This is a genomic window from Streptomyces sp. NPDC048171 (assembly GCF_043202655.1).
Classification (GTDB): Bacteria; Actinomycetota; Actinomycetes; order Streptomycetales; family Streptomycetaceae; genus Streptomyces.
In genome coordinates this window covers 59,466-71,331 of the sequence record NZ_JBIDAU010000003.1, presented here as the reverse complement: position 1 = coordinate 71,331, position 11,866 = coordinate 59,466, and the positions used below count along the sequence as shown (strand labels likewise).

Sequence of the window (11,866 nt, the reverse complement as noted above, 5' to 3'; positions counted from 1 at the left end):
AGTTCAAGGAGGAATCCTCATGCGCGTCGTCATGTTCGGTTACCAGACATGGGGTCATCGCACTCTGCAGGCACTGCTCGACTCCTCGCACGACGTGGTGACCGTGGTGACGCACCCGAAGAGCGAGCACGCCTACGAGAAGATCTGGAGCGACTCCGTCGCCGACCTCGCCGCCGAGCACGGCGTGCCGGTGGTCATCCGCAACCGGCCCGACGACGAGGAGCTCTTCCAGCTCCTCAAGGACGCCGACCCGGACATCATCGTCGCCAACAACTGGCGCACCTGGATCCCGCCGCGCATCTACAACCTGCCCCGCCACGGCACCCTCAACGTCCACGACTCGCTGCTGCCGAAGTACGCCGGCTTCTCCCCGATCATCTGGGCCCTCATCAACGGGGAGCCGGAGGTCGGGGTCACCGGCCACCTGATGGACGAGGTGCTCGACGCCGGGGACATCGTCCTCCAGCGCTCGGTGCCGGTGGGGCCCGAGGACACGGCGACCGACCTGTTCCACAAGACCGTCGACCTCATCGCCCCGGTCACCATCGGCTCCCTGGACCTGATCGCCTCCGGGCAGACCGAGTTCACCGTGCAGGACCGGTCGCAGGCCACCTTCTTCCACAAGCGGGCCGAGGAGGACATCCGGATCGACTGGGGGTGGCCGGCCGAGGACCTCCAGCGGCTCGTCCGGGCACAGTCCGCCCCCTACCCGGCCGCCTTCACCTACCACAAGGGCAGCCGGCTGGAGATCCTCTCCGCGGTGGTCTCGGAGAACCGTTACGGCGGCACGCCCGGACGCATCTTCTACCGGGAGGGCGAGGGAGTGGTGATCGTCGCGGGTGCCGACGCCCGCACCGGCCGCAACCACGGTCTCGCGGTGACCCGGGTACGTACCGAGGACGGCCGGGAGCTGCCCGCCGCCGAGTACTTCACCAGGATGGGCGGCTACCTCACCGACAGGCCCTGAACCGACGTCCGAGGGCGGCCCGGGGGCGAGCTCACCGCCCCGCCGGCATCGGCCCCGGGCCGCCCGGGCCGTGCCGGGACGTACTGGCCGACCGGGCCGTCGGCGACCTCGGCGGTGGCCCGACCACCTTGTTCCCGAACGGGGAGAGGAACCCCTTGACCACCGCCACGCCGTGCCCCGCGACAGCGCAGCCCGGCGCCCTGTGCCCACCCGCCCCCGGCGCGTGGTCCGTTCGGTCCGCACGGTCCGACGACGCCACCGCGCTCGCCGCGCTCTCCCGCCCGTTCGTGCGCTCGGGCGCACTGCGCGAGCGCCCGCGCACCCAGTACGTCTCCGACGCCCCGGACTTCCTCGTCGTCGAGGCCCCCGACGGAACCCTCGAAGGCTGCGTCGGGCTGAGCGTCCACCGCGCCGACCCCGGAGCCGGCCGGCCCGCCGCCGGAGTCCTCTACAACTTCTGCGTCGCCGGACACCGGCAGGGGTGCGGCCTGGGAGCCCGGCTCCTGCTCGCCGCGCTGGCGAGGGCGCGGAGCCGCTCCCTGCAGACCCTGTTCGCGGCGACGACGGGCGGCGGCCGGCTCTTCCTCCGGCACGGCTTCGCACCGGTGTGCCCGAATCAGGCACCTGCAGCCTGGGCAGGGGCCCTGGACCCCCGGCGCGAGGCGCGCGTCCTCGCCCGCGCCGTGTGAGGCGGAACCGCGAAGGGCGGGGGCCTGCGGGCGCCCGCGCGGCGCCTTGGACCAGGGTGCCGCTCGGTCGGGCGGAGCCCGGCAGGCTCTCAGCGGCCGTTGCCGCCCGTCACACGCCGTCCTCCTCGGCCTCGGCCTCGGGCGCCGGGTCCGGAACCACGGTCGTGCCCGGACCGTCCGCGGCGAGGAGGCCGCGAAGCACCGCGTGGGGCACCCGGCCGTCGATGATCCGTGCGCTGCGGACACCGGCCCGAACCGCCCGCAGGCAGCCCTCCATCTTCGGCAGCATGCCGCCCGCCAGCCCAGGCAGCAGTGCTTCGAGTTGACCGGCCGTCAGGCGACTGACCACCTCGCCGCTGTGCGGCCAGTCCGCGAACAGGCCCTCGACGTCGGTCAGCACCACCAGCCGCTCCGCGCCGAGGGCCACGGCCAGCGCGGACGCCGCGAGATCGGCGTTGACGTTGTAGACCTCCCCGTCCACCCCCCGCGCGACGGGTGAGATCACCGGGATGCGGCCCTCCTTGAGCAGCGTGCCCACAGCGCCCGGTTCGACGGCCACGACTTCTCCGACGAGACCGATGTCCACCGGCCGCCCGTCCACCCACGCGGGGCGCCGTACGGCCGTCATGGTCCGCGCGTCCTCGCCCGACATCCCCACCGCGAAGGGGCCGTGGGCGTTGAGGGCGCCCACGAGTTCCCGTTGCACCTGGCCGGTCAGCACCATGCGGACCACGTCCATGGTCTCCGGCGTGGTCACCCGCAGGCCCGCCTCGAAGCGGACCTCCAGGTCGAGGCGGGCCAGCATGGAGCTGATCTGCGGTCCGCCGCCGTGTACGACGACCGGGCGCAGGCCCGCGTGCCACAGGTCCACCACGTCCTGGGCGAACGTCCGGTGGAGGGCGGGGTCCACCATGGCGTTGCCGCCGAACTTGACGACGACCGTCCGGCCACCGGGCTCCACCGGCCGGGACGGGCCGGCGGCCGGGCCGCTCGCGAGGGATCCACGGGCAGCGGTCACACTCACGAGCCACTCCATTCAGGGGATTCTGTTCGGCGAGAGGTCGTGCAGCAGCGCCTCGGTCGTGCACACCACGCCGGTGCGGACGGCCCATCGCAGGGCCATGGCGTGTTCCTCGGCGGACAGATCCGCCACGGCGTCGGCGACGACGAAGGGCTGAATGTCGTTCATGAAAGCGTCCGTGGCCGTCAGGAGGACGCCGTGGTGGGCGTAGACCCCGCAGACGATCAACTGGTCGCGCCCCTCCGTGCGCAGCAGTCTGCCGAGGTGGCTGTGGAGGAAGGCGTTGGGACGCACATTGGCGAGCAGATGCTCACCCGGACGGGGCGTGAGCGGATCGATGATCGCGGCCGCGTCGGGTTCGTCCCCTATGCCGGGCCCCCAGATGTCGGCGACGAGGCCGCGTTGGCCGGGCCGCCGGCCGGCCGGTTCGGCGCTGAAGACGACCGGCATGCCGAGGACCCCGGCGAGTTCACGCAGGGCCGCGATGTTGTCGACGAGCTCCACGACGGGGGAGCGCCCGGGCGTGAAGGGGGCCACGAAGTGGTTCTGCATGTCATGGACCAGAAGCGCGGCCCGACGGGGGTCGACGTCCCAGGAGGCGTACGAGCGGGGGACGTCGGCGCGGCCCGGCATGGGGTAGGGGCCGATGGCCGGTGGGCCCATGGTGATTCCTCCCCGGGCGGCGCCGACGGCCCGCGCCCTCGTTTCTAATTAGCTTAGCCTAACCTAACGTGCCGTTCGAGGAGCGCGGCCACCACAGCCGAGAACGCCGGCGTCCGCACCAACCGCCACCGGTGACCTGCCCACCCCGCCCGTTTCACGACCACCGCGCCTACCGCGTGACACAAACTGTCCATATGACAGATGAAGCCACCGACCAGCTCCTCGACCACTTCGTCAGCGTCGTCCGGCCAGTTGTGCCTCTGGTTTCGGTGTGGGCGCACGGATCACTGGCCGGAGGTGACTACCAGCCGGGCCGCAGCGACCTCGACCTGATCGCCGTCCTCGACCGACCCTGCACAGCACTGGAGGAACGGCGGCTCGGGGAAGTGCACGAGAGCCTGGGGAGTGCCATCCCCCTCGCGTCGAAGCTGCACTGCAGCTATCCCACAGCCGCGGAGCTGGATGATCCAGCTCGCTCGCACCTCACCTGGGCCCACGAGGAACTCATGCACCGGGCGGTCACCCCGGTCACCAGGCGTGAACTGCACGACTTCGGACTCGTCCTGTACGGCCAACCGCCGGCAGCCCTCCTGCCCCCGGTGACCGACGCACAGGTCGCCGACTTCATCATCAGCGACATGGCAAGCTTCTGGCGACCGTCCCTCGACCACCCCGAGCGTTGGACCCGCGACATCTGGGTCGACCTCGGCCTGCTGACCCTGGCCAGAGCAAGGGTGACGTTGCAGGACGGCAAGCTGATCACCAAGGCCGAGGCTCTCGACGTCCTCACCGAAATGGGAGCTCCGCGGGAGGTCGTGGACGACATCAGGCAGCGCCGCTACGGGAACCACAGCCGAGCCACGGAGCAATGGGCCGCCCGCCGAGCCGAGCTCACACTCACCTTCCTCAAGCCCGCGATCGAGCAGATCAGGACACTCCCTTCGCAAGGCCATGGACCAGCCCACTAGGACGAAGAACTCGCGACGGTTGACTACGCGAGCTGACCTCCTGATGCTCCACTCCACCGCATATCCGCCACAAGGCGGCCAGCCCGGCAGGAAGCCGAAATCCCAGGTGCTGCCTCGATGGCGGGAGCCCAGACCGTCGAGGCGCACCTGTGGCATCGGAGCCAAAGATCCTGTCGGTCACGCCTTCCTGTCGCTGTGTCAGCTGAGTGCCAGTCAGCCGACTCGTCAGGAAGAGCTGATACACGACAGACCGGGAGTCCGCGGACAGCTATTTCAGGAACGCGGCGAGGGTGTGCCCTGCGCTACTTCGCACTCGGCAGCGAACTCGTCGAGGAGCTCGAACAGGACCTTGATCGCCTGCTGTTCGTCCTCAGGCGGGAGGTTCCAGATGTCGTCCCAACCGTTCGGGAGGGCGATGTGGAGGACCTGGCCGGGCCAAGCGTGGTTGCAGTCGACTCCGCGACGTGCGACGAGCCAGTCGTGCCAGCCGGTGAGCCCGTTCCCACCGTGCCGGAGAGCATGCTGGTCGTAGCCGGTCAGGAACGCGGTCAGCATGTGGAAGGAGGTCTTGCCGACGAACATGCCGGGACGTTGGCCGAGGCAGGCGAAGTACTCGCGTTCATTCATTTCCGACAGAGGCTTCATATGTCCCCACCCTCCACGTCACCGGCACTGTCGTCCAGGGCAGGACGAAGCCTGCTGCGGGCCGCCTCCAGACGTTCGGCGTAGTCCGTAGCAAAGACCCGCCGGCGACTTGTAGGGCCAGGGGATCGCCCCATTGAAATCCACTCGTGTTCCCCGCCGCTCGACGGGATCATGAGCTGCCGCCGTGCCGCGTCCGGGACCGCGATCGTTCATGTGCCGACCTGGGAGGGACTCTGTATGACCCTTGCACCGATAGTCCGACGCGTGCTCGGCGACGGCCCCTTCGCCGAGATCGGGGAACCTGCTCTGGCCGTCGCTGACGAGCGCTCGCGGACAGTCGCTGTGGGTGGGGACGTCGGGCATATCCAGTGGAGTGGCAGCGGGACGGCGGACTCCCGATGGACGGGGCACCGGATCGGTGTCTATGAGCGGAACGGACTGCGGTGTCGGCATCTGGTGCGGTCGAGATACCCCGTCCGGTCTCTCGCCTTCCACCCGGTTCTTCCCCTGTTGGCCGTTGGTACCGGGGACTACGACGGCGGCTACTTCTTCGAAGGCGAGCTACTGCTGATCCACCTGGACTCCGGCGACGTGGTGTCCGCCCTCCAGTACCCGCGGGAGGTGCTCGGCGTGGAATGGCGCAGCGAGACTGCACTTCGGCTGGTCCTGGCGCCGTGTGACGACTGGGAGAACCCGCAGGCACACGAGCAGGGTCACGCGGCCGTTGTGGCTCGCTCGGATTGGGGTGCCGTCGGGCAGGGGGCGATCGCTGCCGAGGAGTTGGCCGCTCCCGCGGAACCGGTCCGCCGGCCGGACCACAGCGCGGAGGCCCGCCAGTTCCTTGCGGGCCTCGCGGCCTCGGCCGGTCGGCTGTGGTCCGTACGTCGACGGGTGTGGGCTGTCGAAGGTACGGAGGACGGTCTCGTGCTGGCTGCTCTGGACGGGGTCCTGGCAGAGTCGTGGCTGCCATCCGGAGATCGGCGTTGGGCGGTCGAGGACGAGGAAGGCGGCCGGCAGTTGGTTCTGTCCTCCGACGGCGCGTCGGTGTGGACCAACGCCGAACGCCGCTTTCGCCACAAGGGAGGACACCGGGAGAGGTCCGCACCCCGGCTGGCCCGAATCACTGTCGATAGAGGGCAGGTGCTGGAGACCCTGAGCCCAGGTGTGTCCACGGTTCTCGTGGCAGGCGACCACGGGACGATCCTCAGGCCGTTGGACGGCCGTCGCCGGCGTACTCAACGGCTGCTGATGCTCGACCTCGACGGTCCGGTAGACGGTCCGGAGGTCAGCCGCTTCGACTTGTTCAACCACCCGTTCGCCGTCCGTCGCGCGAGCCGCCCGTACATCTTGGTCGGCACTGACCCGGACGAGCCGCACAGGGACAAGTGGGTCACCACCGTGGACGCCAACGGGACGTTGCGGCGGCTCTTCCCGCACTCCTGGGTGCCGGAGGAGCATCACTTCGGGGGCCCCGGGGTCGAAATGGGCCAGTCCCTGGTCTATGCCGGCACCGTCCACCACGGCCAGGGACTCCAACCCGGGGGCGCCTACGTGGTGCGGCGATCCCTGAACGGCTCAGTGCAGTGGCAGTACCGCACCGATCATCCCGCCACTGCCCTCGACACTGACGGGGACAGTGTGTACGTGGCCTACAACTCCGGCGTCCTGACAGCGCTGGACGCCGGCGACGGCTCTGTGCGCTGGCACATGGAGCTCAAGGTCGACGGAGCACCGACCACCGCACTGTCCCTCGCTGTGGCGCCCCAAGGACACTTGCTCATCGGGACCGTCGACGGCCGGATCCTGGATGCCCGGCTCGGCCGTGACTCCGGGAGCTAGGCGTCGACCTCGTACCGCCCGACCTCCAGGAAGTGACGCAGCGCTTCCGGAGTGCCGTCGTCCAGGGCCGCGCTCGCCGCCGCGCGCAGGGTGTCGCTGGTGTCGGGGTCGCCGAGTATGCGGAAGACGGCGACGCGGTCGTCCTCGGCCTGTGCGAGGCGGTAGCCGGTCTCGAGCCAGGCGCGTGTCTGCTCGGGGTTGTCGTTGTCGAGGAGCTCGTTGATCTCCTGAGTCACGCGTCGGCCGCTGTCGGGGTCGCCGAGTATGCGGAAGACGGCGACGCGGTCGTCCTCGGCCTGTGCGAGGCGGTAGCCGGTCTCCAGCCAGGCACGCATCTGCTCCACGGTGCCGTTGTCGAGCAGCTCGTTGGCCTCGCGTGTCACGCGTCGGCCGCTGTCGGGGTCAGCGAGAATCCTGGTGATGGCCACGCGCAGATCGTCGATGTCCGTCTCGTCGTAGGCGGAGCCCGGGCCCGACACCACCGCGGCGGTCGACGGCGCTGCGCCGGCCGCGAAGGAGGGTGTGGAGAGCAGCAGGGCCGGTGCGAGGGCGCCGACGGCCAGGGCGAGCGTCGCGCGAGTCAATCTCATGAGTCAACCACCTTGTGTCGTAGCCGCGTCGTGCTGTCGCCGCATCGTTCCAAGACGCGGCGGAACGGATCACTGCAGGAACCACGCAGTCTTCACGGGTTCTTCCTTGCCTACCGTCCGCGCACCACGGCGCGTGCCGACGCTGCTCGGCCACATCACTCCGGTCTCGGCGGGCAGCCGGCAGGTCAGAGCGCCTTGACCTCGGCGCCCTGCAGCGATGTGATCGAAGCGGGGGCGGCCACAGCGTTGACGGGCCATCAACCCCGACAGGCCCACATGAGCGTGAGCCGGTCACGCCAGCGGCGCACGGAGTCCAAGTGCAGGCCCGTCTCTCCGGATGAGGCGCGCGTTGGAGCGGCCGCGGGTGGCATGCAGGACTACTTGTGCGCACGCCCGCCGCAGTGACGAAGCCCAGACGACGTCGCGATCGGCCGCAGCCCGAGGTCGACACGCATGAGATGGCGCATCCTCCAGAGGGGGCCCCAAGCTTGTTCATGCTCTCTCACGCGGTTCCTGTGCTCTCTCTCCCTGCCCAGCCGCGCCTTGATCGAGCCGGATCAACAGGCCGTAGAGATGGCCAAGATGGCGCGTTGCCGTGCTGGCCGCCGCACGCTCGTTCCCGCGGCTGGCCGGCAGGGAGCCGGGCGCGCTCGCGGTGCGGCCGAGTCGCGCGTCATCTGTGAGACAGCGGTGACAATTAATGATTTGTCTTGGATCATTGGTGACGTTTCGTGTCTGACACGTGCCATGCGTGAACAGTGGCGCGCCGACATCAGGGGTGGGATCAGGGGTGGGATCAACGTTGGGCAACACGTTAGGAAGAAGGAGCAGGCTGACGGCAGTACTGCTCGCGGGCGCTCTGGCCGGGACAGTGCTGACGGCGGCTCCCGGTACCGCGTTCGCGGCCCCGGGGGCCGCCGGCCCGGACGGCGTCGCGACGGCCGTGGTGCCCTCGGGGCCGGGCATGGAACTGCCGGCCGCGTCGTTCACACAGATGGCGGTGGACGAGGCAAGCCGGCGCGTATGGATGGCCGGTGACCGGGTCTACCCGGACGGATCCCGGGACGGGGAGCTGGTGGGCGTCCTCTACGGAGGCACCGGCCCGGCCACCGCGAGTGCCCACCTCGCGGCCCCGCTGTCCGGCGTCGCGGTGGAGCCGGACGGCTCGAAGGTCTACGCCGGGCAGTCGGACCACATCGCGAGCTTCCAGCACGACCGGGGGTCTTTGGACCCGCTCGACCCGTTCGCGGCACCGGCCGACGACTGCGGGCGGGAGCTGGTGCACACCGGCGGCCGGCTGTTCTTCACCAGCCGGCCTTCGGTGTCACCCGGGGGCTGCGCCGACGGGCTGGGCAGTGTCGGCGTCGCCGGGCAAGCGGACGGCGGCGGCGCCGGGGAGGTCTTCTACTCGGGTGCCCCGCTCCATCTTGAGGGAGGACCCGGTGGCCTGCTGGTGATCGCTCCTGAGCGCCCCTCTCCGCTCGACGACCCCGACCTGGGCATCTACCGGGTGACGGACGGGGCGGACGGCCATGTGCTGGAGTTCCTGGGCGAACGACGGTTCGCCGAGGACGGCACGGGCACGGGCATGGACTTCCGGGACGCCGACTTCTCCGCGGACGGTTCCGTCCTCGCGGTGGCCGACGGGGACCGCGGCACCGTACTGCTCACCGGCCAGGACGCCCGCTTCCTCGACAACCCGTACACGCCGCTGCCCCAGGGCGTGGCGCCCACGGCGGTCGCCTTCAGCCCCGACGGCAAGTGGTTCGCCCAGGGCGGCGCGGCGTCGGGCGACGAGGCCGACCTGACGTTGGCGTTCGCCGATGCGTCGGTCGAGCGGCAGCCGCTGCGCATCCGCTTCGAGGACGAGGCCGCCGGCCACCGCGTGGTCCCGCGCGGCATGGAGTTCTCTGGGGACGGAGAGCAGCTCTTCGTCGTGACCTCCGATCACGAGGGCACCAGGTTCTGGCTGCACACCATCCAGACGCGGGAGGCCCTGGCCGCGTCGCGCATCGTGGACGTGACGCACGGACCGGCCGTCGCCGGTGAGCCGTTCAGGGTGACCGGACGGCTCGACCTGGACGGACTGGCCCCCACCGAGACGCCGCGGATCACGGTGCAGCGGCTGAACGGTGCGGAGTTCTCCGATCTGCCGCCGCTCCCGGTCGCCGAGGACGGGACGTTCGTACTGGAGGACGTTCTGCCGGGCGAGGCCGGCAACGTCCAGTACGTGCTCGGCTACGCGGGTGACGAGGTGCACTACCTCTCGGAGTACTGGCTCGTGGTGGACACGGTCGAGGCGCCGAGCCCGGTGACCCGCGGCGGTCCTCGGTAGCCACGCGGCGCCACAGGCTCCTCACCTTCTGCCTGGACCCCCCCGAGGCGAGCGGCCCGGTCCTCATCCGATGGCCGTCCGCTCGCACTTGAGGGACCTAACTGCATGGCACCTGCAGGCGAATGTGCGTACGATCCGTGAATTCGTATACACGTTCGCTTGCGCACTCGCATGCGTTGATGCCGAGGGTGGGGATGTACATGAACAACGGCTACCGCGAATCCGTGGTGCCCAGGTGGCAACTGAAGAGCCGTTTGGGGGCCTTGGCGGCAGCAGGCGTGCTGGCCCTGATGCCGCTCGGCATGGCGCACGCGGACGAGCCCAACTCGCCCGCCACGCCGACCGAACAGGGCATCGCAGGGGGCGGCGGCGTCGGCTGCGCCGAGGACGAATCCGCTGCGGGCACCGTCGGCAGCCCCGAGCCGCGGCTGACCGCCCGTGTCCACGGACAGTCCGACACCTCCCAAACGGCGAACCTGCGGGCCGACTTCACCGTCGACAGCCGAAACGCGGACGGCTCATGGACACCAGTGACAGTCACACTGGCGCCCTCCACGGGCTTCGTGAATGACGGCACGGTCGTCACCGCCACCGTCACGACGACGCTCTCCCCGGACACCCTCTACCGTATGAACGCCGCCACCCGGTCCTATGCGGGCAGCCAGTACACGGTCTCGGCCGCCACCGCGTTCTGCTACTTCACGGTGGATCCGACTGCCCCGCAGGCCCCCAGGATCACCTACGGCGGGCCCTACACCGAGTGCACCTCCAACGACTGCACCGCCCGGGGCGGCGCGGGCGTCCCGGGCACCTTCACCTTCGCCCCCGCGGAGGGAGACTCCCCGGTCATCGGTTACCGGTACAAATTCAGGACCGACGCCACGTGGACAGACGTCTCCGGTTCCTCGGCGACCATCACGTTCACCCCGCCGTCCCGCACGTTCGAGACACTGGAGGTCGCGGCACAGGACGTGTTGAGCCGGTACGGGGCCAGTACGACCACCTCCTTCATGGTCGGGTAGACAACGCCCAAGCTCCCGTCGCCGGCCCCCTGCGCCAGGCAGCTGAAGGCAGCTGCGCCCGGGCGAAGGGAGCCCGCGTCCCTCGCCGATCAGGGCAGGTCGAGACCCGGCCGGATCTGGCTGTCCGCGGTGGCCACGATCGTCTCGCGGACGTCGCGGGGCTCCCAGCCCAGTACCGACCGGGCCTTCTCGTTGCTGATCACAGGGACGCGGCCGTGCAGGGCTGCGGCGTCCCGCAGGGCAGGCGTGGTCTTCGCCGCTTCGCGCACCTGCTCGACCGTGAGTTCCACGGCGGGCAGGAGGTCGGCCGCCGCGGGAAAGTGCTCGCGCAGGATCTGCGCCATGCCGAACAGGCTCACCGATGGTCCGCCCACCGCGAGGAAACGCTCGCCCGCGGCCTTCGGGTGCACCATGGCACGCAGGTGCAGATCCACGACGTCGCGCACGTCGACGACGCCGAAGTACATGATCGGCACCACGGGCATCTGTCCGGCCAGCATGCGCTTGACCAGGCCGACGGAGGCGGACGGCCGGTCGCCCAGCTGGGGGCCGAAGATGCCGGTGGGGTTGATGACGGTCAGCTCGATGTCCCCGCGGGCACGGACGTAGTCCCAGGCCGCACGCTCGGCCAGCACCTTCGACTTGTGATAGGCGGGCAGGCCCTCGGTGCCCGGATCGGTCCAGTCGGCCTCCGAGTAGTGGTTGTCGGGCTTGACGGTGTAACCGACCGCCGCGTACGAGGACGTCATCACGACGCGCGGGACGCCCGCATCGCGGGCCGCGGAGATGACGCGCAACGCACCGTCGCGGGCGGGAAGGACGACCTCGTCCTCCGTCTCGGGCGGGGTGGCCGGAAAGGGCGACGCGTGGTGCAGTACGTGGCCGACCCCCTCCATGGCACTCCGCCAGCCGCGGTCGGCGGCGAGGTCGGCGACGGCGAACTCGAGCCGACCTGCCGGGTCGACCCCGGCCTGCCGGAGCGCGGCCACCACGCCCTCCCGCTGCCCGGGCTCCCGTACTGTCACCCGGGTCCGGTATCCCTCACGTACCAGCCGGACGACCGAGTGGCTGCCGACGAACCCGGTGCCACCCGTGACAAGCACCGTCCCCCGATGCGACGAGGAGAC

Annotated in this window: 11 protein-coding genes; 6 read left to right on the top strand and 5 right to left on the bottom strand. The window is 70.3% G+C overall.

Features of this window, described 5'->3' with window-relative positions; all coding sequences use genetic code 11:
- Positions 1-19 precede the first annotated feature (19 nt).
- Positions 20-967: a methionyl-tRNA formyltransferase gene (locus ACGF3J_RS09055; RefSeq protein ID WP_393853744.1), complete on the top strand. Its 948-nt coding sequence runs from the start codon at positions 20-22 to the stop codon at positions 965-967.
- A 155-nt stretch (positions 968-1,122) separates the two neighbouring features.
- The gene (locus ACGF3J_RS09050) at positions 1,123-1,656 is read left to right on the top strand and encodes a GNAT family N-acetyltransferase (RefSeq protein ID WP_393853743.1); all 534 of its coding nucleotides are present in this window, start codon (positions 1,123-1,125) and stop codon (positions 1,654-1,656) included.
- 109 nt (positions 1,657-1,765) lie between these two features.
- Here the strand turns inward: ACGF3J_RS09050 and argB are convergent, their stop codons facing one another.
- Together argB and ACGF3J_RS09040 are read right to left on the bottom strand one after the other, a co-directional pair.
- Entirely contained in the window at positions 1,766-2,569 is an 804-nt protein-coding gene (argB, locus tag ACGF3J_RS09045; RefSeq protein WP_393854032.1) for an acetylglutamate kinase, read from the bottom strand.
- A gap of 123 nt (positions 2,570-2,692) precedes the next feature.
- Complete coding sequence (locus tag ACGF3J_RS09040) at positions 2,693-3,340, bottom strand: isochorismatase family protein (protein ID WP_202557476.1); 648 nt, start codon at positions 3,338-3,340, stop codon at positions 2,693-2,695.
- Between the two features lie 194 nt (positions 3,341-3,534).
- Here ACGF3J_RS09040 and ACGF3J_RS09035 point away from each other — a divergent pair, with 194 nt between their 5' ends.
- A complete protein-coding gene (locus ACGF3J_RS09035; protein ID WP_393853742.1) occupies positions 3,535-4,308 on the top strand; it encodes a nucleotidyltransferase domain-containing protein in 774 nt (257 codons plus the stop codon).
- Between the two features lie 273 nt (positions 4,309-4,581).
- Here ACGF3J_RS09035 and ACGF3J_RS09030 read toward each other — a convergent pair whose 3' ends face one another.
- Complete coding sequence (locus ACGF3J_RS09030) at positions 4,582-4,935, bottom strand: hypothetical protein (RefSeq protein ID WP_393853741.1); 354 nt, start codon at positions 4,933-4,935, stop codon at positions 4,582-4,584.
- A 255-nt stretch (positions 4,936-5,190) separates the two neighbouring features.
- Between ACGF3J_RS09030 and ACGF3J_RS09025 the strand changes: the two genes are divergently transcribed.
- The gene (locus tag ACGF3J_RS09025) at positions 5,191-6,792 is read left to right on the top strand and encodes a PQQ-binding-like beta-propeller repeat protein (protein ID WP_393853740.1); all 1,602 of its coding nucleotides are present in this window, start codon (positions 5,191-5,193) and stop codon (positions 6,790-6,792) included.
- Here ACGF3J_RS09025 and ACGF3J_RS09020 read toward each other — a convergent pair.
- Positions 6,789-7,382 (bottom strand): ALF repeat-containing protein, encoded by a 594-nt coding sequence (locus tag ACGF3J_RS09020; RefSeq protein WP_393853739.1) that lies wholly within the window; start codon positions 7,380-7,382, stop codon positions 6,789-6,791. The two genes, ACGF3J_RS09025 and ACGF3J_RS09020, sit on opposite strands and share 4 nt — an antisense overlap.
- A gap of 802 nt (positions 7,383-8,184) precedes the next feature.
- Between ACGF3J_RS09020 and ACGF3J_RS09015 the strand changes: the two genes are divergently transcribed.
- Both ACGF3J_RS09015 and ACGF3J_RS09010 read left to right on the top strand, forming a co-directional pair.
- Positions 8,185-9,717 (top strand): hypothetical protein, encoded by a 1,533-nt coding sequence (locus ACGF3J_RS09015; protein WP_393853738.1) that lies wholly within the window; start codon positions 8,185-8,187, stop codon positions 9,715-9,717.
- Between the two features lie 179 nt (positions 9,718-9,896).
- Positions 9,897-10,739, top strand: a complete 843-nt coding sequence (locus ACGF3J_RS09010) for a hypothetical protein (RefSeq protein ID WP_393853737.1) — start codon at positions 9,897-9,899, stop codon at positions 10,737-10,739.
- An 89-nt stretch (positions 10,740-10,828) separates the two neighbouring features.
- On the opposite strand, the gene ACGF3J_RS09005 is transcribed toward ACGF3J_RS09010, so the two are convergent.
- On the bottom strand, positions 10,829-11,842 hold the full coding sequence (locus ACGF3J_RS09005) for an NAD-dependent epimerase/dehydratase family protein (RefSeq protein WP_393853736.1): 1,014 nt from the start codon (positions 11,840-11,842) through the stop codon (positions 10,829-10,831).
- Positions 11,843-11,866 lie beyond the last annotated feature (24 nt).